Below are 25,008 nucleotides of genomic sequence, written 5' to 3' on the forward strand. Positions count from 1 at the left end.
CTCCTCTTATGTAAGTCTTTTCATTAAATAATACAACGTGTAGCCTTTTGGGTGATCCTTAACTTCTCCACAAACTTCAAAACCTTCGTTCATATAAAATCCTGGAGCCTGAAAACTGAAGGTATCGAGTAACATTAGATGACATCCATTTTCTTTTGCATACGTCTCGATTTTCCGTAACAGCTCTCGCCCTAGACCACTGCCTCTCATCTCTTCTTTTACCCACAAAAAGTCGATATGAAGATTACGCCAGAACATCGTACCGGTTATTCCGCCAACGAGCTCTCCCTCTTCACGACTAACAAACGTTACAGATTCTAATGGGGTTTTGACGGAATCGGGAAGTTTGGACATGTTGTAGGCGATGAGCTTCTCCTTTACTTCAGCATTCGCTGCATCTTCTCTTGTTATCATAGTATCTTCCCCTTCACTTAAGGTTTCTGATCGTTTCTTTTAACGGATTGGTATTGCCCTTCTCATATTCAACAGATACTTCAAACGTACCTTCTTCAAAAAACTTTGGCAGTCTACGCTTAAACCAATTTTGCATCGGTAGACTCATCATATCCGTCCGAGAAACCCACTTCAGTTCTCCTTCTGGCGGATTGGATAATAGCGTTCCAGTAAAATTCCTTACTAAATAATTGAAGACAATATACCGATACTTGTCTTCTCTAATAATAAATTCGTCTACTCCTTTAAAAATCATATCTGATTCTTTAGCATGCAAACCCGTTTCTTCGAATAACTCCCTCGATGCCCCTTCAGTGAAGCTCTCCGACATCTCAATTTTCCCGCCGGCACCGATATATCCTGGAAAGCCCGCTTCTTTCGGACGATTTAATAGAAGGATCTCATCTGTTTTTTCATTATGTACAACAACCATCGATAACAACGTTGCTTGTATTGTCTCCATCGAACTCTCCTATCTATTTGTTATGCTGTCAGTATATACCACCTTAGAGAGAGAGCCTATAGTTTGAAGGATTTTTTTCTGTCGATAGTGGGTATCACAAGTAATAGGAAAGGGAGGCGATCGAATGTTAAAAGAAAGAGATTACAAAAGTAGAAAGAAGATGGACAAAAGACTCATCAACTGGTCTGTAAAAAACACGAAGGAAGAAGAATTTCAAGATTCACAAGTTGCGATCGTAGAATGTACGTGTACCAATTCAGACGGTGATGAGTTACAAACGGTCAAAACGTTAGAGATTGACCCCGAACATGAATCCTGGGAAGACTGGATGAATGAACTGAAAGAAGATCGGTTCGAAATTATTCATTGCCCAACGTGCAAAATTTGGACGATCGATTCTGAGACATAAAAGCGCCCCTCTCGTGAGGGACGCAGTGCTCTTATGCTTTCAGGTTCTTTAATTCGTTTGACACAAACTCCATTAACCCTTTGATCATTGATTCAGAGAAATCGAAGCGAATACCAGCTGCTTCATATACCTCTGAGAGTGAAACAGAACTTCCCAAAGATAGTGCTCGATTGTAGTTCTTTAACGTCTCCTCAGGGTTCTCTCTGTATTGGCGGTACATTTGAATTGCACCGAGCTGTGCGATTACGTATTCGATGTAATAAAACGGCACTTCAAAGATGTGCAGCGTCATCAGCCATTTATTTTTGATCCACTCTTCGTCATCACTTCGATCGACGAATGAAGAATCAAACGTTTCAGAGATCTCCATGAACTTCTCGTTCCGCTCTTCACTAGTATGCTCTGGATTCTCATACATCCAATGCTGGAACTGGTCGATCACAATCCCACTCGGTAAAAAGTGAATGATCCCTTCTAACTGCTCCTTTTTGGCGCGATGAAGCTCATCGCTATCTTTATACATGATATCCCAGTAGTCCATCGTAAGAAGCTCCATCGTCATACTTGCAAGTTCAGAAGACTCCATCGGGGTATCACGATAGTCTGATAACATCTGATTTCGCTTAAAGTCATTGTGAATACAGTGCCCCATCTCATGAAGGAGGGTTACAAAGTCATCCTGAGAGCTCGTGATGTTCATAAAGATGAATGAAAGCTCTGAAACAGGAAGGTATTCACAGAAGCCTCCTTGCGCTTTACCTTTTCGGCTTTCTAAATCTAAAGCAGTTTTTTCATTCATTTCTAGCAATAGCTCAGAAAAACGATTCGAAAGCTGCATGAAGATCTCAGAAGTCCCTTTCACGAGATCCTCTGTACTACCAAATGGTTTCAAAGGTTTCTTTCCTGCTGGAACTGCTTTAAGATCCCATGGTTTGTAGTCACGTAGCCCAAGCTCGTTTTGATGCTCTTTTTGTAACTCTTCTTTAAGGGGTACGACATGCTTTCGAACAGCTTCAGCTAAGCTCTTACAATCTTCTGGTGTATAATCAAAGCGCTCGTATTTTTTAAACATATAATCCCGATAGTTATCAAGGTTCACATTCTCTGCCTTCTTTTGGCGAAGCTGAATCAGTTGATCCATGATATGTTGGAGATCGTTTTTCTTTGTTAAAAGCGTGGTATAAATCTCGGTCATAGCCGCTTTACGAACATTTCGATCTGATTCTTGTAGGTACAGCCCCATTTCACTAAGCGTCTTCTCTTCAACTTCGAACATGAACGAAAGAGAACCAGTATGCTCAAAATACTTGTTTACAAGTTTATCTTCTTCTATTTCTAAGTCTATGTTTTCTTCGTTAAAAAGCTCGATTGCATTTTCTTTTCTTAATAAAAATTGCTTATAAACCGTTTGGTCCAGTTCTAATCGATAAGGGGAATCTTGAAACTTCTTATCGAAAAGCCCTTCGTACCGTTTGATGATCGGTTCTATGTATTCTTGATCGTATTCGATCGTCTGTTTCGCTTTTTCACTGCTGCTATGGCATTGAAAATCGATGTAATGCCCGCTCAATCCTTCCGCTATCTCGTCCATTAACGTTGACAGACGCAATACCCACTTCTCAAGCTCATCTGCTGACGTTATCTCCTCTTGTAACAGCTTATCGAAACGTTCTTCTAATTGGTCCGGTTTCGTAAAATCAAACCGTTCTACATAAAAAGTACTCAATCTGTCTCCCCCTCTGCAAGTTTCCGTTTAGTCGCACCTACTAGTTTACCACAGAAAATTCTGACAGTATATGACAGCCTAAGGGCAAAAAAAATGGGACCCCATCCCATGGATGGGTTCCCTCCTGTGTGGAAATCGAAGCAGCCCATCCATGGGACGGGGGCTTCATTAATGCTCGTACCCGGATAACCGGGTGAATTAACGTCTTATTCACAAGAAATTTTAACCTTTTACACCAGAATAAGTATGCTCTTTCCTTCTCATCACATACTGAACCGTTCCATTCCCCAGCATGACGCCGCATACGATCAACACAAACCCTACTATTTGAGAAAATCCGATTTGCTCTCCCAGGAAAATTGCTGATCCAATTAAAGCAAAAAATGGAGTCAAATTATTAAAGATCGCTACTTCTCCTGGACCGATATGGGAGATCGCTTTGTTATAAAACATATGCCCTAACCCTGTAGCAAAAATAGCAGATGCTGCAAAAACACTCCAGATCGGCCACTGTGATTGTGTTAAGGTCCCAACACCGCTCGGCTCGATGACGAGCGCAATGATAAATAACGTAGAGGAGCCAACCAGAAGCATCCACCCCGTCATAAGCCTTGGTCCCATCGTCTCCGTTCCTTTTTTAATGAAAATAAAGCTGATCGCCTGTGTCACTACCGATAAGAAGACGAGAAAATCCCCACTCGAGACAGAGCCTGGCTGATTATGTCCACTCAATACGACAAACGAAACACCAACAAGCGCGAGTAGAATACCAGCTCCTTTTGTGAACGTCATCTTGTCTTTTAGAAATAACACAGCAAAGAATGCTGTCATGAGTGGAACAAGTCCCAATATGAGTCCTGCGTTTGAAGCGGTTGTGCTCGTTAACCCTAGCGCTAGGAAGGAATGATGGCACACCACTCCCGTAATCGCCCCCGCACTGATGTACCCTGCTTCTTTAAAGGAAATCTTTCTCAAATCCTTTCCTATGAGAACGACAGCAAGTACGACTAATCCAGCAGTAAAAATACGAATCGATTGAATCATCACAGGTGTGAAGGTGTTGACGAGCAATTTAATCGCAACTACGTTAAATCCCCATATGACCATGAGTAAAAGCAGCCCACCATACAATACAAAATTCTTCAAAGTATTCCTTCTTTCTTTTATCTATATTGAGTCGCGATCGATCAAGTGAACGTCGTCACCAATTTTAATCGGTCCAGTCTCGATAACACGTAAGTAGATCCCAAAATGGTTTCGGTGATGTTTTGCAACTCTCTTCAACAGATCTGGTTGTCTAACACCACTTTCAGGATCCACCGTAATAATCATACAGCGTTCACATGGACCAGTGACCATCACTTTAACATGTTCTCCGATTTGAAGGGTACTCCCGATCCATTCTTGTTCAACGAACGCTTCTTGACTGTTTAATTCAAGTTTCAAATTAGGGCGAAACCTACGATCATCAACATGTTTCCCCCAAGCCTCTGATAACGCTTCGAGGGAAGCATCCGTAACCATCAAAAGGTTCGCCTCTTCGATCGCACCAGTCGGCACATGTTCTGGGTGATAAGAGACCTTTTGGAGTTTTTTAGAAGAACGTTCTTCCATTTCTTCAAGCCATTCAGAATCTGACCATCTATAGCTTTCTCCTGACATTGTCGTAACGATTGGCTCAGGAAAAGCCGTGAGCGAATCCGGTCCGTCAAAGGAAGCTTTGTATGTAACCATGTCAGGAAATTGTGTAATCGTAAGAAACGACTCTTTTTCATCGATGAGTGCATGGCTACGATCCCCATACAAACCATAGTTCATAACTCTCGTTTCACTTACTTTCTCTCCGCGCATCGATTTGACCGGGTGTCTGGTGATCTCTGAAATCGTACCTACCTGCATCGTGCTAACCTCCCTACTAGTTATCTTTCCATTAGTATACCCGTTCAACGTTCTTTCATAAATTTATTAGTATAAACTTTACTAGATTTGAATAAAACTAGTAATAACCAATAGGAAGGAGATGAGGAAGATGGAAATAAAAGAATATTACTCTATTACGTTGTATAACGAAAACCGTAAAGAGATCTATCGATCTGAAGATGAATACGATAATTTTGAAGAAGCTCACCGGGAAGGCTTCCTGCTTCTCCGCGACAATCCAAAAGCAGACCTTTACTCGATCGATAAGTTCTTTGCTGTTGAGGATGTCTAACTCTCTCGTTTTTTCTTCGTCAAGTTTGATAACTCAACATCCAGCTCCTTTATTTTAGGGTCACCTGGAGGCAGTAAACTAATCTCACTAATAATAGCTGATATGCTATTTTCTAAAAGCATTTTCTGCTCCTCACTCGTAGGATCAGTCGTGCTTTTTTTCTTTGTTTCATATTCTGATAGTCCCATTTCAACTCGATGAAACCTGTTCTCCTCATGGACGATTAGACGATTGCACATTTTATCCATGAAATAGCGATCGTGTGATACAACGATCACGGTTCCACCAAACTCCATCAACGTTTCCTCCAATTGTTCTCTAGAAGGCAAATCCAAATGATTTGTCGGTTCATCCAAGACTAACACATCATGTTTGTTCATAAGTATACCGGTTAGCTTAATTTTCGTTCGCTCACCGAGACTCAACATTCGTATGGGAATCGTTTGCCTCGTTCGCTCAAGTCCCATCGTTGCTAGTATCGTTTTAGCTTGATAAATGTCGTCTCTCATTGTATAACCAAGAGCTTCGATCGCATCCTTGTCTTCAGGCAGGTCATGTACATCTTGAGAAAGATAGCCGATCGATAACGAAGGACTTCGCCATACCTCCCCTTCTAAACATTCTTTTTCTTCTACAAAAAGACGTAATAAAGTTGTTTTTCCACATCCGTTATCACCTACGATCCCGACCCTTTCCCCTTTTTTTATATAAAAAGAGGTTTTGTCGAAAAGCGTACGATTGTTAAACCGGACTGCTATATCGCTCGCTTCAATTATCCTCTTACCGTGACCCGCGCTTTCTTGGAATTGAAAACGCACTTTCTGCTCATCTTTCGGTCGCTCGATCCCACTTTCATCGAGTTTCTTTTGAAGCTGCTTACGAGTAGACTTCACCTGCTTATCCATCTTTTTCGCCTTCATACGATAATACTCTTTCTTACCTTCTTGTTTTGTTGAATCATTATGAGCTTTTTCTGACCAATTCTCTAAAGACGCCAGATGCTTTTCGATTCGTTTTCGTTCACTTTCTTGAACGTGGTAATGATGAAGCTTCTCATCATATCTCCGTTTCTTCTCAGCACGATAGTCGGAATAATTTCCTACATACTCATGAACCTGCCGATCTTCTATTTCGATTACCCTATTTACGGTTCTATCTAGAAAGTAACGGTCGTGTGAGATGATCAATACCGCTCCTTTAAAAGAAGAAAGCTCATTGATCAGCCATTCCACCCCTTTTAGGTCAAGGTGATTTGTCGGTTCATCCAACAGGAGGATATCAGGATTGGCTGCCCATATTTTCGCAAGTGAGAGCTTTAGCTTCTCACCTCCGCTCAAGTGAGATTCACTTCCTGAATACTCCCTGACCATACCGAGCTCCTTCGTCCGTTTTAGGAATTCCCCATTTATCGAGAAGGCATTGGAAGCCTCCATTTCAGTCGATTGCTGCAAATAGCCAACCGAACCTCTCACATCGACTGCCCCTTCGTCCTGCTCAGAATACCCAGTAAGGATATTGGCAAGCGACGTCTTTCCAGCTCCGTTCGCTCCGACGATCCCGATCCTCTCACCATGCTCTATAGTAAGGTTCACATTTTCGAACAATATTTTTTCCTCAAACGCTTTAGTTAAATTTCTTACCGAAATCATATTCGTCATCATAACGCCTCCCTATTTTCTTAGGGAATTAAAAAAACTCCCCAATTCTGGAGAGATACGTCAGACCTGTTCCCAAAGAAGGCTAAGCATAGCCAAATAAGCATGCTCAACGAATGGTAAAAAAGGACAGACTAATCTTATTCTCCAGAATCTCAATTTCAGTATTTGAAAGTTGATCTAGAATAATAAGATTAGTTTTTCATTGCTCCTTAACCATTCCTTCCGTTATGTGTTGAACTCAGTTTAAAGAATTAGGAATATTTAGTCAACACTTCAAATCCTTTTTACTAAAAACAAAATTCGATATAAAACCTGTAATTAGTACAATGGTCTACTAAAAACCCTTAAATTCCCCACCGATATATACATTATGCAAGTCATCGATAGCGTTTATAGATAAAGGGGGATCGTTTTTTTACATATCTATCGTCACTGAGGTAAAAGGAACAAAAATAGGGGGAATTATGTTGCAAAAGCGTATCATTCTGTTTCTAGGAGTCATCGCACTGCTATTCGGCTTTACTCTACCAAGCGAAACTTCTGCTAATAGTAACGTAGATCGTATTAGTGGAGTAGACCGTATCAGTACAGCAATCGAAGTATCGAAAGAGTCTTGGCCAAGTCAACTCGCAACATCCGAAAAAGCAGTTATTCTTACAAGAGCGGATATGCCTTACGATGCACTAGCAAGCTCAGGGTTAGTAGGAGTAAAGCAAGCTCCAATCCTACTAACACATTCAACAAAACTTGACGATCGTGTAAAAAAAGAGATGGATCGTCTCAATGCAAAGAAAGTGTATATTTTAGGTGGAACAGGCGCTATTAGTTCTGGAGTAGAGAATGAATTGAAGAAACATTATTCAGTCGTTCGTTTAGAAGGATCGGATCGCTATACTACTGCTGAAGCCATCAACAAAGCAGCTGGACTCGACAAGTCTAACACAGCGATCGTTGTAAACGGGCAAACTGTCGCTGACTCTTTATCGGCGTCTAGTGTAGCTGCAATCAAACATTACCCGATTTACTTAACATCAAAAACAAAAGCACCGTCTCTTCCATCTAACGTCAAATATGTTTATTTAATCGGCGGAGACTCTGTACTATCTCAATCTGTCAAAACATCATTAGAACAGCAGGGTAAAAGTGTGACTCGTTTGTCTGGAGACGATCGTTTTCAAACAAACCTAGCGATCAATCAAGCATTCTTTAAATCTAGCTCTTCTTTCATTGTTGTAAGAGGAACGTCTACACAGAATGATAAAGAAGACTATCCCGATGCAGTTGCAGCAGCTGGACTATCACAAAAACTAGATGCACCGATCGTGCTGTCTCACCACTCTAGTGTTGTTACAGATGTAAAGTCTTATTTGAAAGACAATGCTAAATCAATAAAAGTTCTAGGTGGAGAAGGAGCACTTCCATCTAAGGTAGTCGATTCTTACGAAAGCAAGCAAACTACTGAAGAAGTTGCATTAGGTACTGCTGTCGTAACGGCTTCAAGCCTAAACGTTAGAACTGCTCCAACCCTTTCTGGTACGAAAATCGGAGCTCTTCCAGAGCATTCTGAAGTGACGATCTATGGATTTGAAGGAGACTGGGTGAAGATTAAGTACAATGGTCAATTTGCTTACGTTCATGGAGCTTACCTTCTTATGAAGACGAGTGATGTATTGAATGGCCTTACGATTGTTGTTGACCCAGGACACGGTGATCATGATCCAGGTGCAAGCAGAGGGAACCTTTTAGAAAAGGATATCAATCTTGATGTCTCCACGTTCTTAGAGAAAAAGTTAAAACAAGCTGGAGCAAACGTTGTGATGACGAGAAAAGACGATACGTTTCTTGAACTTGAGGATCGCTCAGATATGGCAAACCATATCGATGCTGACTCTTTCATAAGTGTTCATACAAACGCAGGTCCTGAAGCAGCTCATGGGATCGAGACATACTGGTACAGCGAATATAGCTCTGAAGAAAGTAAAGCACTTGCAGCAAGCATCCAAAAGCGTTTGATCGAAGTAACGAACGCGAGAGATCGAGGTGTGAAACACGCAAGCTTTTCTGTTATTCGTGAATCAACGATGGCTGCTGTTCTTGTAGAGGTTGGATTCCTTTCGAATAATGAAGAATATAAGCTCCTCTTAACGCAATCCTACAGAGAGAAACTAGCAGAAGGTATCTATCAAGGTGTAATCGATTATTACAAGAACTAATAAAGAAAGCGTACATCCCGTTAAGGGATGTACGCTTTTTCTATGCTTATGCTTTTGTCCAGTTAGCAGTCATTTCAACATCAGCAGCTTCAAGAGTCGTGTAAACAGGGCAACGAGAATCTACGATACGCTGAAGTTCTTGAATGCGCTCTTCGCTTTCAGATGTTTTTACTTTTGCATCAACGTTGATCTTTTGGAAATAAGGGCGAACGCCTTCTGCTCCCATCATTCCTTTTGGATCTAGTTCACCATTGATCGCGAATTCAATTCCTTGAAGATCGAAGTCGATTTCCTTCGCTACGAAGTTTGCGATCGCATTTTCACAACCAGCTAATGATGCAAGTAGTGTCGCAAGTGGGTTTGCACCTTCGTCAGTACCACCCATGTTTGCTGGCTCGTCGATGACGATCTTATGACCGTGAGAAAGACTTTCTGTATTCATTCCTTTAGATACTGCTGTAATTTTTTCGATCATTTGTAAAACTCCTTTTCATTTAGATAGTGAACACGTATCGTGTCTGCAATATTTTTCAGGATCGATACATCCTGATAACTTTTCATTAAAAGTATGCCGCCTTCTAACTGAGCTACAATGGTTTGAGCATGTTTCTTTGGATCTCCGTCGACAAACTCTCTCAATGCTTCTTCAAGGTTTTCAATCCACGAATGAAGAAGTCCATTCACCTTTTCTCGAAACACTTCATCATGTTCACTCATTTCAAGAGCAAGATTTCCAAACGGACAACCATGGATGTTCGCCTGAGTTTCATGGTATTGCACAGCCCAATGAAGCATCGTATCGAGCTTTTCTCGACCGCTCTGATCCGTTCTAAGAATGTCCTCTATCAAATGTTGATCCCATGTTTCAACAAAGTGATCAACAACTGCGATTCCAAGATCCCTTTTTGATGAAAAGTAATGATAAAACTGACCTTTTCCAATTCCTGATTCGGATAGAATATCTTTAAGGCTCGTACTTTCATATCCCTTTGAATGGATCAGTCGAGCAGTCGCGTTAATGATTTCATCTCTTTTTGTCATAGATATCACCTTCTAATCGTTAGTAAAACCAACTAGTTGGTGTCATTTTACCATAGGCTATGACCTAAGAGACATGCACCACTTGCTCAAAGACAGGAAGGCTGACATATTCAATTTTCAAAACCAACCGGTTGGTACAGAATAAATGTAACATCATCCTATAAGATGTGCCAACTAAAACGCTCAGTTTTTTTTAACCTGAGCGTAAGCTTGTAAAATTCTCAGTGTTGCGATGAGAGAAGTCCAACGTTCCCACTCCATCTAACGTTAATGGATAAAAGGAAGGTCAGTATTCTATATTTAGGACGGAGAGTTCGTTTGGGATTCATTCTCTTCAAGTAGGAGAGACGATCGCGGACTCCTGCGGTAGAACGGGCGGCCGAGACCGGGGTGTGGGTTTCACATCGGGCTTGGACGTTCGTCCGCGGAAAGCAAGCGATCGTCATCGACTACGGAATCGGGAGCACCGAATTATGACATAGGTTACTCCTTTCCTCATGAACGCTCAGGTTTTATTACCTGAGCGTTTTCTTTCTTATAACCCAAGTCCGATCGAAGTTTGATTCGTGTAAGATGTATAGGCGATCAGCTGGTTAATCTCTACGATATTCTGTTCCGAGTAGCCATGTTCACGTAACTTGTCCAAGTCTTCCTTTTTTAATTCACTAGGGCTCGACACTAGCTTTTCAGCATAGTTCAAGATATCTTTCACATGTTCTGGAATAGCGTCTGAAGTACGGTATGACGTCAACTCTTCTACAATGTTGTCATTTTTACTAATCTGCTTTAACAACTTACTATGTCCTTCAAAGCAATAGTGACACCCATTCAGTTTTGAGACGTATACAACGACCGCCTCCGTTTCGAAGTCATTCAACACACCGTTCTTTATTGCTTTCGCGAGCGGCATAAATGTCGAAAAGATTTCAGGGCTTTTCGCAATAAGACGATTGAATACAGGAACAGGTTTTTCTAACTCTTCATAAATTGCCATTTCTTTTAGTTCAAATTGTTTTGCTGGTTTAATCCAAGGCATTACGTTTCCCTACCTTTCATCACGAGTAACTGCTATCATATCAAACTTTCACGAAATAGAAAGTTCGGAAGAAAAAGTACTTCGAATGACAAGAAGATTTTCCCATCATTTGATTAACATGGTAAACTATTAGTATCTACATATTGAGGTGGTTACACATGCAATTGGTTCAGGATTACTTCGGTAATATGATGATAATGCTCGCACTTTTATTTATCTATTATCAGCACTATAAAGACGAGAACCTCACCCATACCTCTTCAACTAAACGAAAAGTGATCAGTGGATTTTTTGCCGGGATAACTGGCAGTATACTTATGGTTTTTGGGATTGAAGTCGGTTCCAATACCATCATCGATATGAGACACGTGCCCTTTCTCTTGGTGACGCTTTATGGAGGCTACTTACCAGGCGGAGTCGCCTTGATCATCATACAACTCGTACGATTTTCATTCGGAGTTACAGTTTCTTCTTATGCTTCTCTTATTCTCTTCATTTCATTATATATTGGATACTTATTGTTCAGAAAATGGAAGATCGAGACAAGGCTCAAGGTATTCTTCATGCTCCTATACTCCAATGGCATGTTCACAATTATCACATCCTTGTTGCTGAAAATAGATCCACTTAACAAAATCAATTTACTCTTTTGGATTACATCTTTCGTTTGTGGAATGATGGGGATCTATACATCAGAATATTTACGTCGGATCAACCACCTTTTCAAACAATACCAGCTTAGCTCTACTATAGATCCTCTCACTGGTTTAAATAATGTGAGAAGCTTTGACGAAGCAATGAATAGTGCCATCAAAGAAAGCAATACAAAAAGAAAGCCCTTATCGCTCTTGATCATCGATATAGATTATTTCAAACAAGTAAACGACACCTATGGGCATGCTGCAGGTGATGCCGTATTACAACAATTCGGCGTAACGCTTCGCCAAACTGTAGGAACAGAAGATACAGTATCTAGAAACGGCGGCGAGGAATTCACCATCCTACTGAAGAACACAGATCATCAAGATGCAGTACGAATTGCCGAACATGTTCGAACTTCTATTGAGGCACAGCCTTTTAAAGCTACTCAAATGGACACGATCTATATTACGGCGTCTGTAGGGGTTGCGACCTACCCAGATACGGTTTCAATAGGTGATCAACTATATAGTAAAGCAGATCAAGCGTTGTATACTGCAAAACGTAAAGGTCGAAATCGAGTATGCTCCACTACTGAACTAGATGAGCTAGTCACACAGTAGGAAACCCACCCTAACAAACTACTAATCTTTACTTTTGCGTCATATCTTTCTCCGTTACAAGAAAAAACCCGTTAGAGTCCTAACGGGTTTCAGTATGTTTATGAACGATAGGCAACAAGATCGTCACACACGTTCCTACATTCTTTTCACTTTCTATTTTGATTTGCCCAAAGTGTTCAGAAATAATTTTATTACTAACCGTCATCCCCAGCCCCACTCCTTTTTCTTTATTCGTATAAAAAGGAGTGCCTATATGCTGCATACGATCTTGCTCGATTCCTTTCCCATTATCTCGAATCACGATTGCAATTTCATCAATGCTTTGGTCGATCGATATAGTGATTTCTCCTTGATCATGCTCAATTGCATCGATTGCGTTTTTTATGACATTGAAAAATACTTGTTTTATTTGATCACCACGACAGATCGTGAATACCGGCTTCTTCATCGAATTCTTTATTTTAATGTTTTTTTCATTTGCTTCTGCCTGTGCTTCTACTATCGCATTCTCCATCACCATTTTGAGACTAACCTCAAATGTATTGATCGCTTCAGGCTTACCAAGAGAGAGGAATCCGTTTACGACTTCTTCTAGCTTACTTAACTCGTTATTGATAATCCGGTGAAACTCTTTTTCTTTCTCATCTTTATCAATTGAAAGTAAGTCAAGAAATCCTTTGATCGATGTTAATGGCGTGCGAATTTCATGTGCAAATCCAGCTGCCAATTCTCCTACAACTGATAATTTCTCGATATTCTTTTTGTATTGATCGATCTTTATCTTTTCCGTAATATCTCTTGAAATAATGACATACCGATTTACTTCACCGCACTCTCTAAGAACAGGCATTGCCTTCCCTTCAAAGGTTAGCACTTCACCTGAGGCATGAAGTTTTCGATACGTTACGGTTACAGGCTCTTTAAAGTTACGGAGCTTCGTAAGTGCGTTCATGCACATCTCGTAGTCATCAGGGTGAACGTGGGATAGAACATCCTCCCCAACCACGTCTTCTGGTAGATAGTTCAGGACAGAATGATAAGAAGGTGACGCATAGACAATCACGCCTTCAAGATTAACCATGCAAATGATATCACTACTATGTTCCACGATCATGCGATGCTTTTGTTCACTCACACTTAGCTTCTGTTCTGCATATTTCTGCTTTGTTATATCTCTTGAAATCACGATATAGTGATAGCGTTCTTCGTTTTGAACACAGATGCCTCTAGATTCAAACCAGCGATAGTCACCATCGATGCGTAGAAGCCTATAATCTACGGATATCGGCTTTTTGTATTTTAAGAGACGATCGAATGCCCCTTTTGCAGCAGTTAAATCTTCAGGGTGCACGTATTTAAATGAGCTAGTACCAATTTCATTCTCAATTCCATCCCTTGAAAAGTCCCGGTAAGATGGCGAAACATACAAGAAATTACCGTCTCGATCGATTAAGCTCACGATATCACTCATATTTTCCGTAATAAGCTTATAGTTGTACAGCGTTTCCTCTATCAGCTTTTCTTTCCTTCCATTTTCCTCGATTAAAGCGACAGACTGTCCGAGTTCATTCGCTACAGGAATGCCCATTACTTTCAAATATACGTAAGACCCATCTTGCTTTATCCACTTCTGAGTCGAAGGTCCCGGATTCGTACCATTTTGTAACGAGTGAATTCTACTCGTTACTGCTGTCCTTTGAGATTCATCGATTGTTTCCCATATCGATCGCCCTTCGAGTTCAGAGAGAGTATAGTAACCTAGTAGTTTTAAAGCGGAGGCATTTAAATACACCCATTTCCAATCCTTTTGTATCACGATTGCTGATGAAGACTTGTTATAGTAATCGATTAAATCTCTAAGTGCACTCATTTCTTTCTTCGGTTTAGAATTTGATTGAGGAGGTCGCTGAGCATCATGTTCGGTAGGATAGTAATTCACTCTAGTCATAGGGCCTCCCGTTAAGCATTTATATTTTTCAGGACTTTTGAAGGAGAAAACTTATACATTACTTTCTTCTTCGACTTGCCATCTCCTGCAAAATAATCAAGAAAAAGAAGGATTCTCAAATGAGATCCTTCTTATCTTTCACTAATATACCCTTTCTCCCTTAATCCAAGTTTGCAAGACGTTGACTTCCTTCAGTTTATGAGGTGATATTCCTTCTGGATGATTTGATAAGAGAACAAGGTCCGCAGTAAACCCTTTCTCCAATTTGCCTTTCCACTCTTCTTGAAATTCTAATTCTGCACCTGTAGCTGTATAGGCTTTATAGATTTCACTTACCGACAGCCGCTCTTTTGGAATCCAGCCGCCTTTCGGGTTCCCATCCTCGTCTTGTCTCATAACTGCCGCATAAATGTGAACGAATGGATTTAATTCACCGATAGGACAATCAGAGCTTCCGGTAAAAGGGATGCCCATTTCACTAACTGTTTTCCATGGATTACAATACTTTTCTTGTTCTTTCCCAACCCAATCAGCCGTTTGATCATATTCACCCATCATAAACCCTGGCTGAGTTTCAAGGTATGGCTTTACTTTCTTTAACCGTTCTAGTAAATCAGGCGCAAGAATTTGGGCATGTATGATCCGATGACGCATTTTGGAAGTGCCAACTTTCTCAATAGCCTTGAGCGCTTGCTCTACTGTACGGTCTCCGATCGCATGCATCGTCACTTGCATCTCATGATCGTCTGCAGTTTGGACCATTTCGTTAAGTTCTTCCTGTGAATAAATTAAAGCACCACTAGTTTCAGGTTTATCATGATATGGCTTTCGTAAAGCTGCAGTATGGAGACGCTGAGTTCCATCTAAAAATATCTTAAATGCGCCCATTCGCACCCTGTCCGTGCCATCTCCGGTTCGCCTATTATGATTATTCAAATATTTCTTCATATCATCAAGGTTGTACACATAATGATGGAGGTGAATTTGAACAGGCAGCTTCTCTTCATCTTCTAATCTTCTATAGCTGTCCCACACACGCTCGAAAGCTCCAGTGTAATTTAAATCGTCGGTATGCACTGATGAAATCCCGTGTTTCAACAAATGAGGAACCGCATCATGAATCGCTTCATATACTTCTTCTTCGCTTTTTTGTCTAAAATGAAATTTAATGAAATGTACAGCACTATCTTTAAAGCGTCCAGTCCATTCCCCGTTCTCGTCTTTTTCAATAAAACGATTATGGTTTTTTTCTAGTTCATCATTATCTCTAATAATTTTAAGTGCTTCTTCATTCACGATACATTCATGACCATCTTCATGCAGAAAGAACATAGGCTTTTTGTATTCTAATTCCTCGAGATCTTTAGCAGTCAAGAGATGGTCTATATCTGAGAATTGACTATCGATCAAACCTCGTCCTATTATCCAATCGTTCTCTTCCATCTTCTCTTCTGTATACCGATCTCGAACAATTTCCTTCATTTCATTCCATGATGTGACCTCTCGTAGATCCAATTCTTTCTTCATAAGTCCATATCGAAGGAGGTGCATATGTGTATCATTAAAGGAAGGAGCTAAGGTTTTCCCCTCTCCTTCAATGACATCTTTCTCATCACCTTTATATAATCCCTCTTCAATTCTAGCAATCTTTCCATCTTCAATTAAAAGGTGTCCTTTGATTGTTTCATTCCCTGGTTGGTATAGTTCAACATTGTTAATTACCTTCATCTCCCCACCCTTTCAAAACACAGTCTTTCTATTATCTACCCGAGTGGGGACACAACTATTCGTAAAGAGGAGTCGTTTAAACACCTTTTAATCGATTTGTTTACGATACCACTCTCGTCCAAAATCGACCATTTTTCGCTGGTTGATCAACTTACAAGTTGCCTTTCCAACCTTCATACAGTTGAAATCCCCGCTTTTTTCGAATTCCTTCCCGATCTGTTCGAAGACATCTGAATCGTAGTCAATTTCCTCATATGACTTCCAAAGCCTTTCTCCATTTTCTATTAAAGCAGCTGCTTTAGTTTGTAGATGCTTATTCGGTCTAGCATGCTCTGCATAGTGAAGGGATGTATTGCTATCGTGTCCTACTCCAAGCAAAAGGATCATACCGTTTAACTCATAAATCTTCGCTAGTGGTGACCGACCGCCAAATCCGCTTTCTAGCGGCTGTTCTTCTAAGATGTAGTCGCGATACTTTCCAAATGCTGCGAAGGAATAAGTCGGGTGGTTACTCCTCCTTACCCCTGGCATCGTTCGAAACAATTCTGCTATAACACCCATTCCTCTTGTTGGCGTCGTATCCTCACAAAATGCAGGCATGTTTTCTCTAATGATCGGCCACCACGATTCTGGAACAGGTGGATTCATCCAATTCGCGGGGTCAGAATTTCCAGCAGATTGTGTGGGCATCACGATCGTGCCATCATGACCGACAGCATCGGCCAATGCTCGTATTACCGCTTCTGCACCACCGCATACCCATCCGAGAGAACTAAGAGAGGAATGAACGAGAATGGTCATCCCCTCTTTTACACCTAACTCCCTGAAATCATCTACTAAGCTAGCCATCGTATGTGGTTCGATCATACTTTCTGTCGTTCGTTTTTCAGTCATTCTACTTCCCCCTGTAACAACTCGTATAATTCCTTTCGTTTTTCTTCCATCTTTTCTTTCTCACGATAAAGAGTCCCGAGTTCGTTCTGATCACTTGTCCTTAGCAGCTTATCCTCGAGGTTGTACAATTCTTCCTCAATTTGTTCAACTTCCTCCTCAATCGTAGCTGCTTTCTTCTCAGATGTTTTCTGCTCAGGCTCTTTATACTCTTTAGACCCTTTTCCTTCTTTCAAGTCGCTCTGATTTTCAGAAAGCATCTCAATATGCTTCACTCTTGCTTGACTGTATGACTCTAAATAGTGATAGAGTTTCCCTTCTTGGAGCCAATACGTAATTGGAAAACACTTGTTCAATAAATAGCGATCATGTGAAACGCAAATGATCGTTCCAGGAAACCGCTCGATCGCATCTTCTAGCACTTCTCTAGAATCGATATCAAGATGGTTCGTTGGTTCATCAAGAACGAGTAGGTTGATATCTTTACTCATCAGCTGAGCTAGACGAAGTCTCATCTTCTCTCCACCACTTAAAGAAGAAAGTTTTGAGAACACGCTATATCCATAAAATAAGAAACGGGATAGCTCATGACGTGCATCACCTTCAGCAACTTTCGCTGTTTCGCGATAGACGTCGATCACCCTCGCGTCCTCCCGATCTTCAAAAACGTGCTGAGAGAGATACCCAACCTTCAAGCTGGACCCTTGTACAACTTTTCCATCAGCGGGTTCGTGCTGACCAAGTAGGACTTTTAATAGCGTTGTCTTTCCACTTCCATTTTTTCCAACGATTGCAACCCTTTCCGGATAGCGAATACTCCAATCAACGTTCTTTAATAGTGGTTTACTAGAAAAGCCAGCCGTCACATTTTCAAACGTGATCACATCTTTCCCGCTTCGATTTGCCATGTCAAATTCGAGTCCCATCTTTCGTCGTTCGAGAATCGGACGTTTGACCTTATCCATGCGTTCTAAAGCTCGTTCCATATTCCTTGCTCGTTTGTGAAGAGCAGCATTTGGAGGATTCGCCTGATTTGCCCACTCTCTTAAACGCTTTATCGCTTCTTTCATCTTCTTTATCTTCTTCTGTTGTTCTTGGAAAGCTTGAAATTCTGCTAGAAGCACCTCTTCTTTTTTCTGAACGAAATAACTATATGAACCGACGTATATTGTTAGTTCACCGTCTTCCAAATCCATCACTTTAGTAACGACTTCATCAAGGAAATACCTATCATGCGAGACGATGAGAACAGTACCTTTGTATGCTCGTAAAAACTCCTCTAACCATTCGACCGCGTCTATATCAAGGTGATTCGTCGGTTCGTCGAGTAAGAGAAGATCTGGTTCTTTCAACAAGATCAATCCTAAGCAAACCTTTGTTTGTTCTCCCCCGCTTAGCTGAGAGAACGCAGTATCTAGTAGATGGCTGATGCCTAAACCGTTGGCTACGGTTTTCACCTTGGAATCTGTTTCATAACCACCTCTCCTCGTATACTCGTCAAGGACATGTCCATACTCTGTTATTACTTTTTCATTAGCTCCCTTCGCCATCTCCGCTTCGAGCTTTTTCATTCGGTCAGCTAGATTTTCAAGGTCGCTGAATGCATCGTTCAATACATCTCGAGCAGTACCTTTGTATTCAGGTATTTGAGCTAGATAGCCGATCGTAGTACCTTTCTTATAATGAATGTCACCTTCATCCGGTCGTTCAACGCCAGCAAGCAGTTTAAACAACGTTGTTTTACCGCTCCCATTTCTTCCTACGATTCCAACCCGATCTCCTTCATTTATTTCAAATGTTATCTCTTCAAAAACGGTGTTTCCACCGAGCATTTTACTGATCGATTGTGCCGTGCAAACCATCATGATTATCCCATCCTTTTTCGATAATAAAAAAAGCCACAGATAAGGATACACCTCACCTGTGGCTACTTCTTGCATAAAAAAGAGCGGCAAACTACGCCGCTCCTCTCTCTTATATTAGTTCCGTCTGAAGTAGGGTAAGAGCGCCTTACGCGATCGTCGTGCTTATGAAGTTGCTAAAAAAGGGCATACGTATCCCGTTAGCAGCTCCATCATAAATAATCGCACGGCAACAGCTAGCATAATCAACAAATTCCGCACGAACGACAGCGTTTAACATCTCTTACCTCACCTCCTTCATTTAATACTTTAACTTTATCTAAAGTTTCAGAAAAAATCAACCCTCTGTTACTTTTAGACCAACTACTGAAATAACGATGAATGAAATCAAAAGGAGTTGGATTCGATTTCTTGGTTCTTTAAACCAATACATCCCGATCAGCACACTTCCAGCAGAACCAATTCCCGTCCAAATCGCATACGCCGTTCCGACCGGCAGTGCCTTAAGTGAAAGGGAAAGCATAAAAAAGCTCAGCATACCAAAGGCGATCGTCATAAGAGATGCCTTGAGGTTTCTAAATCCATTGGATAACTTAAGACTGGTTACCCCACCAATTTCCGCTATTCCAGCTATCAACAGTGCAATCCATGCCATCTCGCAACCCTCCTACGCTTCAGATTGGTTTGAGGTTAACTTCAAACCAACGATTGAAAAAATGAGTAATACTACAAAGAACACTTTGAACAGATTGACTGTTTCATTTAAATAAACCATCCCTACGATCGTTGTTCCAGCAGCTCCAAGACCAGTAAAAATGGCATAAGCTGTTCCGACCGGCAAATATTTAATGGCCTTACCAAAAAAGAAGAAACTGATCCCGATACCTGCGACTGTCAATACACTGATGATTGGATTACTGAATCCATCAGAATACTTTAGACCAAGCGCCCATCCGACTTCCATCAATCCACCGATTACAAGAAAGATCCATGCCATCTCAATCACCTACTCTCATATAGTTGATGCCATTTATAAATAATGCCCATGAATGTTCAAGACGCTTACTATGTTCTTCTTTTGAATAATAGAAGAGCTGCTCAAACACACCGTCTAACAAACATAAATACGCATCGAATATTTGATCACAGTCAAGTTTCGAATCCATTTTTCCGAGAATCGAATAAACCACTTCTTTCATTACACCCTCTGTTGCTTCAAACATGTCATAAATATCACTTCGCAACGATTCAGGTGGAAACAAGAACATCCGTTTAAAGATCAGACCTAATTCATGATTCTGTAAATACGCCGTATTCCTTATCAAAAGCGTATAAAGTTGCTTCTCAGGATCTAGAGAAGCTATTTCCTTTGCCGTCTCTTCAAAGAATGTATTATAGTCGATCGTTACTTTATTAATAACGGCAAGAAATAAGTCTTCTTTATTTTTAAAATGAGCGTAAAGGGAAGGTTTCTTAATTCCGACTTCATCTGCAATATCATTGAGAGAGGTTCCTTCAAACCCTTTTTGAGCAAATAATATCAATGCTTTTTCCTTAATTACCTTCTGAGTTTCTTGTGCCATTTCGACAACCTCCCTACCATTCGTTAGGTAAACATCAAAATAAAGAACGGTTACCTACCGTCCGTTAGTTAGTGTACCAAATTTTTATCCACAACGCAAGTTTACTTAAAACAAAAAAAGGACCGGCATATAGCCGGTCTTCCTGGTAACGGAATATTTGAAAGGGGGTCTGGTAATAGAGTAACAAAATGGCAATAGACACGAACAGAGCAAGATAACCCATTCCATTTGAACCTGTTGATCAGTTTACCCTCAAAAGCATATCAATAGATCTAGGACTAAGGAATTGTTTTTTGTATCACGTTTAAGAAACACGCCTTTTGATTCAGTGGAAAGATTGAAGGAAAAATTTTCTCTAAAATTTCTTTATATTTCAATTTACCAACAACCTCTGAAAACATATTTCCCTCCTGTAGCTTTTGTGTCAAAATAGTTATTGTAAAGAGATTGAAAGCAGGTGGAGATAAAGAATGTATTGTCCACATTGTGGAAAGAAAAGAGATAGTAACGACCAATTTTGTTTCTCCTGTGGAAAAGAACTCGTCTCCCAAACGAAGGGAAAACGTTCTTTCTTGGTTCGTTGGTTACCGCTTATGATTTTCTTTGTAATCGGTATTACACTCTCAAGCTATTACTACTATGAAGAGTCTGTAACGAATGCAGCCATCCGTTCATTTGAACAAGGAGAAAAGCTAGCAGAAAAAGGTAATTATAAAGAAGCGCAAAATAAATTTGAAGAAGCGAAAGCGCAGCGTGATCAATTCCCCGCTGCACAAACCAATCAAAACATGATGAAGACAGCAATCGAAGTTGAAAGTACGCTGAACTCAGCTGAAAAAGCTCGCAAAAAAGACGACTACTCTCAAGCATTAGAACTCGTCGACAACGCCGAAACAGAATTGAACCAATTTAAAGGGCCTTTAGTCACGGATCTCCAAAATGATATCGCCTCAGCGAGAACAACCGTCATGGTAGCCGAACTGAAGTTTGATATGAAAGGAAAGAAATCGGTCGAAGCCCTCAAGCCAGTGTTAACTAGAGCAGAAACGCTTGAAGTTGATGAAGCGAAAGAAGTAGCGAATCAAATTCGTAACCAGATCATTGAGTTCTCTATGAATGAAGCGAACAAACATTTAAAAGACAATCAGTTTTCGAAAGCCCTCTATGCAGTAGAAGATGGGTTACAGATCAATAGTGAAAACGAAAAATTATTAAACTTAAAAAGCGTTATAGAAAAGAGAAAGAACGCATTCGAAGAAGAACAGCAAAAACGGATCGAGCAAGCAATGGTAGCGGCAGCGAAAGAAGAAGAAATGAACCGCACCAACGCCATAGAATTAGTCGATGCTAAAACTTCCGTCACCGAGTATAACGAGCTCAAAATCACAGGCAATGTTAAGAGTAAAGCCACTGTTCCTGTTTCATCGATCGGTGCATCTTATCAAGTACTTGATAGTGAAGGTAAGGTTTTTCGAAAGGGCGAAGTCTATATAAACCCAGAAACACTCTATCCTGAAGATACAGGAAAATTTGATTTCACAATTTATGAAATTGATAAAGACGTCAAAAACCTAGACGAATACACCGTAAAAATCGACCACTTCACGTGGTTCGTAGAATAGCAGAAAGGAGTTTCATAACGAGATGATTAATAAGTCTGCTATTATCTCCCTAGCTGCCTCATTACTTTTAATAGTAGGGGGCAGCGTGGGTTTTTATTATTTATATGACCATTATGACAGTACCACTGTCAACGCCACTTCTTCCTTAGGAGAGGAGTCTGAGACAGCAAGCTCTAAAGAAGATAGTGAGGATTTAAAAAGCATCATTCATGATACTCAGAAAAGCGTTGTGCAGATCAACGTTCAGTTGAAAGACGGAACTTCTTCTGGTTCTGGCTTTTTATATAACAATCTTGGTGATGTGATTACAAATGCGCATGTCGTTGAAGATGCTGAAAAAATCATCGTAAAAACATCCGATGCCAAACAATTCGAAGCGCAAGTAATCGGTATGGGTGAGACAATCGATATAGCTGTCTTACGGGTTCCTGGTCTGAAAGATGCAGAACCTTTACCTGTCGCAGAAAAAAGAATGGCTGAAGTAGGTGATGATATCATTGCTCTCGGGAGCCCACTTGGCTTACAAAACACCGTTACCACAGGAATCATCAGCGGCCTCGACAGAGAGTTCATTCTTGAACCGTATCGTTATGAGAACATTTACCAAATCTCCGCTCCCATTACAGACGGAAATAGCGGGGGTCCTCTTATTGATGCGAATACAGGTGAAGCGATCGCAATCAATTCAGCTGGTACTGAATCCGGAGCGATCGGGTTCAGTATTCCGATCAAGAATGTGATCGAACAGCTTACATCCTGGTCAAACGATCCAGTAAAAGTAACTGTCGACGATGAGAGCCAAGAGTCTGTCTCGACTCCACAAGGACTCACTGGCGAAGATTTTGAAGAAAATGCACAGTACTTAATCGGGTATTTTTACGAAAGCCTCGCGACACAAGATTATGTAACAGCCTACTCTCTTCTCGGCAGCCGCTGGCAAAACGAAATGCCTTACGAAACATTTAGAAGCGGGTATATTCGAACCCTCGATGTAGAAGTATCGAACATGGCGGGCACGCTGAATGAAAACAATGAAGAAGTAAAAGTAACGGCAACGATCGAAGCGCAAGAGCGGACTGATGATCAAAAAACAAAAACATCTATGTACAATGTGACCTATCAAGTGGGTTATGAGAACGATCATTTAAAGATTCTGAGTGGCACAGCGAAAAAGCTTAAATAAGAAATAAAAGCATGGGGTAAACCCCATGCTTAGCTTGTCGAGGAACCTATTTGCGGTGCTCCCGATACCGTAGTCGATGACGATCGCATGCTTTCCGCGGACGAACGTCCAAGCCCGAGGTGAAAACCACACCCCGGTCTCGGCCGCCCGTACGACCGCAGGAGTCCGCGATCGTCTCTCCTACTTGATGAGAGTTGATCCAAAACGAACGTTCCGTCCAATGGTTTAACAGACAGATATTTCACTATCCATCAACATTAATTAGAATGGAAATGATCAACTACTTTCATCTAAACACCGAGACTTTCTCTACACACTGAGCATGGGGCAAGCCCCATGCTTTTTAGTTTGGAGGATAGAATCCTTCTTGTGAAATGAAGATGTTTCCTTCACTAAACTTCTCTAACAAGCGATTCTTTATTTTTAGGTAGGTCTTCCGATCATACCAATCCCCTAAATTGTGTTCTTCAAACAATTTACGAATTCCGAGCTGTTCAGTCCTTTTTCCACCGCTTCCATCTCCCATAAAGAAATCATCGAGCGTAACTCGATTTACAGCACGATGCAGTTTCTCCGGGAAGTCCTCTGAACATGGTAATAACGGTGCGACTGCAGCTTGAACGGGTACACCTGCCTCTCGTAATTCTTTTAATGCCTTCAATCGCCCTCCTATCGGCGGCGCTTGAGGTGCGAAAATCTTCCTTACTGACTCTAAATCAGTCTCGACCGTGATGCTGACGAGAACTTGATTGCCAAGCTTTTTCAACAGGTCGATGTCCCTTGTCACAAGAGGTGACCTTGTTTGAAGAAACAGAAAATCTGGTGTCTCTTCAAGCATAGCTTCAAGAAGGCTTCTAGTTAATTCTGTTTTGTATTCAATCGGTTGATAAGGATCTGTAGAGGAGGACATAAAGATCGAGACTTTCCCTTTTTTCTTTGCTTTTGGAATCTCTTTCTTTAATAATGCGACTCCATTTTCTTTAATGTCCACCCACTCTCCCCAATCTTCCTCTCGAAACAAAGCGATCGGCATTCTCCTCACATAGCAATAGGAACAACCAAATGCACAGCCAGCGTAAGGATTCAGCGTATGACTATATCCATTTAAAAAACCGCTCCCCTTCGTCAAGATCGTTCGGGACGTACGGCTTTGAATGGAAGGCTTCATTCTATCCCTCCTTCTAGCAAGAACGTAGGTTCTTATCTCTATACATAAAAATCCCCGAAAATGGAGAATATAAACATCGAAAGGTGGTTACGTATTATGAAGATGATAGTACCTCTACTTCTAATGATGGGTATCCTAATCTCACCAAATGGAACAGAAGCAGCTCTCCCAGTTAAACTCCTTCAAGAGGAATGCCCTAATCTTCAGAAGGTGAATAACCCGAGCTCAATCCAAGAACTTCAGGCAAAACTACAGGTAGTCGTTCCATCACTTATGACCCAGGACCCAAATGCGAAAAGTTGGCGGGTGTTGTCCACAACAAAACTAAATCGTTCTTCTCCTTACTATAAACCGGCTGTAAAAGCATGTAGCAAAAAAACTGCCGATCAAAGCTACCTTGTCGATGTTCTTGTGACGAAGAAATCGACGAACTTCCCTGTTCATATTCACCTATTTGCAACGAATCAGGTTGAAAAAGGCTGGCAGCTTTGGGGATTGACGACGTATTGATGTAAACGTCCGATGGACAGTTTAACCCCGATCAGGAAAC

The 25,008-nt window shown here is 41.0% G+C and carries 25 protein-coding genes; 7 read left to right on the forward strand and 18 right to left on the reverse strand.

Annotated features, from left to right (window positions below; genetic code table 11):
• Window positions 1-6: 6 nt before the first annotated feature.
• Window positions 7-414: a GNAT family N-acetyltransferase gene (locus ACXAEY_RS17985; protein WP_270180686.1), complete on the reverse strand. Its 408-nt coding sequence runs from the start codon at window positions 412-414 to the stop codon at window positions 7-9.
• 13 nt (window positions 415-427) lie between these two features.
• A complete protein-coding gene (locus ACXAEY_RS17990) occupies window positions 428-916 on the reverse strand; it encodes an NUDIX domain-containing protein (protein ID WP_474813967.1) in 489 nt (162 codons plus the stop codon).
• A gap of 124 nt (window positions 917-1,040) precedes the next feature.
• On the opposite strand from ACXAEY_RS17990, the gene ACXAEY_RS17995 reads away from it, so the two are divergent.
• Window positions 1,041-1,325, forward strand: a complete 285-nt coding sequence (locus tag ACXAEY_RS17995; protein ID WP_270180684.1) for a hypothetical protein — start codon at window positions 1,041-1,043, stop codon at window positions 1,323-1,325.
• Window positions 1,326-1,356: 31 nt separating this feature from the next.
• Here the strand turns inward: ACXAEY_RS17995 and ACXAEY_RS18000 are convergent, their stop codons facing one another.
• The 3 genes from ACXAEY_RS18000 to ACXAEY_RS18010 form a co-directional block, all read right to left on the reverse strand.
• Window positions 1,357-3,051: a M3 family oligoendopeptidase gene (locus ACXAEY_RS18000; protein WP_474813969.1), complete on the reverse strand. Its 1,695-nt coding sequence runs from the start codon at window positions 3,049-3,051 to the stop codon at window positions 1,357-1,359.
• Between the two features lie 222 nt (window positions 3,052-3,273).
• The gene (locus tag ACXAEY_RS18005; protein WP_474813971.1) at window positions 3,274-4,197 is read right to left on the reverse strand and encodes a DMT family transporter; all 924 of its coding nucleotides are present in this window, start codon (window positions 4,195-4,197) and stop codon (window positions 3,274-3,276) included.
• Between the two features lie 21 nt (window positions 4,198-4,218).
• A complete protein-coding gene (locus ACXAEY_RS18010; protein WP_474813973.1) occupies window positions 4,219-4,950 on the reverse strand; it encodes an MOSC domain-containing protein in 732 nt (243 codons plus the stop codon).
• A gap of 130 nt (window positions 4,951-5,080) precedes the next feature.
• Between ACXAEY_RS18010 and ACXAEY_RS18015 the strand changes: the two genes are divergently transcribed.
• Window positions 5,081-5,263 (forward strand): hypothetical protein, encoded by a 183-nt coding sequence (locus tag ACXAEY_RS18015; RefSeq protein ID WP_270180680.1) that lies wholly within the window; start codon window positions 5,081-5,083, stop codon window positions 5,261-5,263.
• Here the strand turns inward: ACXAEY_RS18015 and abc-f (ACXAEY_RS18020) are convergent.
• Entirely contained in the window at window positions 5,260-6,921 is a 1,662-nt protein-coding gene (gene abc-f / locus ACXAEY_RS18020; RefSeq protein WP_474813975.1) for a ribosomal protection-like ABC-F family protein, read from the reverse strand. The two genes, ACXAEY_RS18015 and abc-f (ACXAEY_RS18020), sit on opposite strands and share 4 nt — an antisense overlap.
• Before the next feature lie 467 nt (window positions 6,922-7,388).
• On the opposite strand from abc-f (ACXAEY_RS18020), the gene ACXAEY_RS18025 reads away from it, so the two are divergent.
• The gene (locus ACXAEY_RS18025; RefSeq protein WP_474813977.1) at window positions 7,389-9,134 is read left to right on the forward strand and encodes an N-acetylmuramoyl-L-alanine amidase; all 1,746 of its coding nucleotides are present in this window, start codon (window positions 7,389-7,391) and stop codon (window positions 9,132-9,134) included.
• Window positions 9,135-9,180: 46 nt separating this feature from the next.
• On the opposite strand, the gene ACXAEY_RS18030 is transcribed toward ACXAEY_RS18025, so the two are convergent.
• The 3 genes from ACXAEY_RS18030 to ACXAEY_RS18040 form a co-directional block, all read right to left on the reverse strand.
• On the reverse strand, window positions 9,181-9,609 hold the full coding sequence (locus ACXAEY_RS18030; RefSeq protein WP_474813979.1) for an OsmC family protein: 429 nt from the start codon (window positions 9,607-9,609) through the stop codon (window positions 9,181-9,183).
• Window positions 9,606-10,175 (reverse strand): TetR/AcrR family transcriptional regulator, encoded by a 570-nt coding sequence (locus ACXAEY_RS18035; RefSeq protein ID WP_474813981.1) that lies wholly within the window; start codon window positions 10,173-10,175, stop codon window positions 9,606-9,608. The genes ACXAEY_RS18030 and ACXAEY_RS18035 overlap by 4 nt, the downstream gene beginning before the upstream one ends.
• A gap of 535 nt (window positions 10,176-10,710) precedes the next feature.
• Entirely contained in the window at window positions 10,711-11,211 is a 501-nt protein-coding gene (locus ACXAEY_RS18040) for a carboxymuconolactone decarboxylase family protein (protein WP_474813983.1), read from the reverse strand.
• Window positions 11,212-11,369: 158 nt separating this feature from the next.
• On the opposite strand from ACXAEY_RS18040, the gene ACXAEY_RS18045 reads away from it, so the two are divergent.
• Window positions 11,370-12,473 (forward strand): diguanylate cyclase, encoded by a 1,104-nt coding sequence (locus tag ACXAEY_RS18045; RefSeq protein WP_474813984.1) that lies wholly within the window; start codon window positions 11,370-11,372, stop codon window positions 12,471-12,473.
• Window positions 12,474-12,552: 79 nt separating this feature from the next.
• Here ACXAEY_RS18045 and ACXAEY_RS18050 read toward each other — a convergent pair whose 3' ends face one another.
• The 8 genes from ACXAEY_RS18050 to ACXAEY_RS18085 all read right to left on the reverse strand — a co-directional run bounded on the left by ACXAEY_RS18050 (window position 12,553) and on the right by ACXAEY_RS18085 (window position 20,485).
• Entirely contained in the window at window positions 12,553-14,421 is a 1,869-nt protein-coding gene (locus tag ACXAEY_RS18050; RefSeq protein WP_474813985.1) for a PAS domain S-box protein, read from the reverse strand.
• A 141-nt stretch (window positions 14,422-14,562) separates the two neighbouring features.
• Complete coding sequence (locus ACXAEY_RS18055; RefSeq protein WP_474813987.1) at window positions 14,563-16,149, reverse strand: amidohydrolase; 1,587 nt, start codon at window positions 16,147-16,149, stop codon at window positions 14,563-14,565.
• 87 nt (window positions 16,150-16,236) lie between these two features.
• Window positions 16,237-17,043 carry an AAC(3) family N-acetyltransferase gene (locus ACXAEY_RS18060; RefSeq protein ID WP_474813989.1) on the reverse strand — a complete coding sequence of 269 codons (807 nt, stop codon included), beginning with the start codon at window positions 17,041-17,043 and terminating at the stop codon, window positions 16,237-16,239.
• Window positions 17,040-18,905, reverse strand: a complete 1,866-nt coding sequence (abc-f, locus tag ACXAEY_RS18065; RefSeq protein WP_474813991.1) for a ribosomal protection-like ABC-F family protein — start codon at window positions 18,903-18,905, stop codon at window positions 17,040-17,042. Before abc-f (ACXAEY_RS18065) ends, ACXAEY_RS18060 begins: the two co-directional genes overlap by 4 nt.
• Before the next feature lie 145 nt (window positions 18,906-19,050).
• The gene (locus ACXAEY_RS18070; RefSeq protein WP_474813993.1) at window positions 19,051-19,182 is read right to left on the reverse strand and encodes an RAxF-45 family protein; all 132 of its coding nucleotides are present in this window, start codon (window positions 19,180-19,182) and stop codon (window positions 19,051-19,053) included.
• A 57-nt stretch (window positions 19,183-19,239) separates the two neighbouring features.
• The gene (locus ACXAEY_RS18075) at window positions 19,240-19,557 is read right to left on the reverse strand and encodes a DMT family transporter (RefSeq protein WP_270180668.1); all 318 of its coding nucleotides are present in this window, start codon (window positions 19,555-19,557) and stop codon (window positions 19,240-19,242) included.
• A gap of 12 nt (window positions 19,558-19,569) precedes the next feature.
• A complete protein-coding gene (locus tag ACXAEY_RS18080) occupies window positions 19,570-19,899 on the reverse strand; it encodes a DMT family transporter (protein ID WP_474813996.1) in 330 nt (109 codons plus the stop codon).
• Window position 19,900: 1 nt separating this feature from the next.
• Window positions 19,901-20,485 carry a TetR/AcrR family transcriptional regulator gene (locus tag ACXAEY_RS18085; protein ID WP_474813998.1) on the reverse strand — a complete coding sequence of 195 codons (585 nt, stop codon included), beginning with the start codon at window positions 20,483-20,485 and terminating at the stop codon, window positions 19,901-19,903.
• A gap of 470 nt (window positions 20,486-20,955) precedes the next feature.
• On the opposite strand from ACXAEY_RS18085, the gene ACXAEY_RS18090 reads away from it, so the two are divergent.
• Both ACXAEY_RS18090 and ACXAEY_RS18095 read left to right on the forward strand, forming a co-directional pair.
• Complete coding sequence (locus tag ACXAEY_RS18090; protein ID WP_474814000.1) at window positions 20,956-22,107, forward strand: zinc ribbon domain-containing protein; 1,152 nt, start codon at window positions 20,956-20,958, stop codon at window positions 22,105-22,107.
• A 22-nt stretch (window positions 22,108-22,129) separates the two neighbouring features.
• On the forward strand, window positions 22,130-23,290 hold the full coding sequence (locus tag ACXAEY_RS18095) for a S1C family serine protease (RefSeq protein ID WP_474814002.1): 1,161 nt from the start codon (window positions 22,130-22,132) through the stop codon (window positions 23,288-23,290).
• A gap of 343 nt (window positions 23,291-23,633) precedes the next feature.
• Here ACXAEY_RS18095 and ACXAEY_RS18100 read toward each other — a convergent pair whose 3' ends face one another.
• Window positions 23,634-24,458, reverse strand: coding sequence for an SPL family radical SAM protein (locus ACXAEY_RS18100; RefSeq protein ID WP_474814003.1), 825 nt, complete (start codon window positions 24,456-24,458; stop codon window positions 23,634-23,636).
• A gap of 96 nt (window positions 24,459-24,554) precedes the next feature.
• Here ACXAEY_RS18100 and ACXAEY_RS18105 point away from each other — a divergent pair, with 96 nt between their 5' ends.
• Window positions 24,555-24,968, forward strand: a complete 414-nt coding sequence (locus ACXAEY_RS18105) for a hypothetical protein (RefSeq protein ID WP_474814005.1) — start codon at window positions 24,555-24,557, stop codon at window positions 24,966-24,968.
• The last annotated feature ends 40 nt before the right edge of the window (window positions 24,969-25,008 follow it).

This window comes from Anaerobacillus sp. ABA4_114 (genome assembly GCF_056159065.1).

Bases quoted from the DNA above. Each gene is read 5' to 3' on its own strand.
- abc-f (WP_474813975.1), bottom strand. From the start codon at position 6,921: ATGACGAATATGATTTCGGTAAGAAATTTAACTAAAGCGTTTGAGGAA.
- ACXAEY_RS18105 (WP_474814005.1), top strand. From the start codon at position 24,555: ATGAAGATGATAGTACCTCTACTTCTAATGATGGGTATCCTAATCTCA.
- ACXAEY_RS17995 (WP_270180684.1), top strand. From the start codon at position 1,041: ATGTTAAAAGAAAGAGATTACAAAAGTAGAAAGAAGATGGACAAAAGA.
- ACXAEY_RS18075 (WP_270180668.1), bottom strand. From the start codon at position 19,557: ATGGCATGGATTGCACTGTTGATAGCTGGAATAGCGGAAATTGGTGGG.
- ACXAEY_RS18080 (WP_474813996.1), bottom strand. From the start codon at position 19,899: ATGGCATGGATCTTTCTTGTAATCGGTGGATTGATGGAAGTCGGATGG.
- ACXAEY_RS18050 (WP_474813985.1), bottom strand. From the start codon at position 14,421: ATGACTAGAGTGAATTACTATCCTACCGAACATGATGCTCAGCGACCT.
- ACXAEY_RS18040 (WP_474813983.1), bottom strand. From the start codon at position 11,211: ATGCCTTGGATTAAACCAGCAAAACAATTTGAACTAAAAGAAATGGCA.
- ACXAEY_RS18060 (WP_474813989.1), bottom strand. From the start codon at position 17,043: ATGACTGAAAAACGAACGACAGAAAGTATGATCGAACCACATACGATG.
- ACXAEY_RS18030 (WP_474813979.1), bottom strand. From the start codon at position 9,609: ATGATCGAAAAAATTACAGCAGTATCTAAAGGAATGAATACAGAAAGT.
- ACXAEY_RS18090 (WP_474814000.1), top strand. From the start codon at position 20,956: ATGTATTGTCCACATTGTGGAAAGAAAAGAGATAGTAACGACCAATTT.
- ACXAEY_RS18095 (WP_474814002.1), top strand. From the start codon at position 22,130: ATGATTAATAAGTCTGCTATTATCTCCCTAGCTGCCTCATTACTTTTA.
- ACXAEY_RS17990 (WP_474813967.1), bottom strand. From the start codon at position 916: ATGGAGACAATACAAGCAACGTTGTTATCGATGGTTGTTGTACATAAT.
- ACXAEY_RS18055 (WP_474813987.1), bottom strand. From the start codon at position 16,149: ATGAAGGTAATTAACAATGTTGAACTATACCAACCAGGGAATGAAACA.
- ACXAEY_RS18035 (WP_474813981.1), bottom strand. From the start codon at position 10,175: ATGACAAAAAGAGATGAAATCATTAACGCGACTGCTCGACTGATCCAT.
- abc-f (WP_474813991.1), bottom strand. From the start codon at position 18,905: ATGATGGTTTGCACGGCACAATCGATCAGTAAAATGCTCGGTGGAAAC.
- ACXAEY_RS18100 (WP_474814003.1), bottom strand. From the start codon at position 24,458: ATGAAGCCTTCCATTCAAAGCCGTACGTCCCGAACGATCTTGACGAAG.
- ACXAEY_RS17985 (WP_270180686.1), bottom strand. From the start codon at position 414: ATGATAACAAGAGAAGATGCAGCGAATGCTGAAGTAAAGGAGAAGCTC.
- ACXAEY_RS18070 (WP_474813993.1), bottom strand. From the start codon at position 19,182: ATGTTAAACGCTGTCGTTCGTGCGGAATTTGTTGATTATGCTAGCTGT.
- ACXAEY_RS18045 (WP_474813984.1), top strand. From the start codon at position 11,370: ATGCAATTGGTTCAGGATTACTTCGGTAATATGATGATAATGCTCGCA.
- ACXAEY_RS18015 (WP_270180680.1), top strand. From the start codon at position 5,081: ATGGAAATAAAAGAATATTACTCTATTACGTTGTATAACGAAAACCGT.
- ACXAEY_RS18085 (WP_474813998.1), bottom strand. From the start codon at position 20,485: ATGGCACAAGAAACTCAGAAGGTAATTAAGGAAAAAGCATTGATATTA.
- ACXAEY_RS18010 (WP_474813973.1), bottom strand. From the start codon at position 4,950: ATGCAGGTAGGTACGATTTCAGAGATCACCAGACACCCGGTCAAATCG.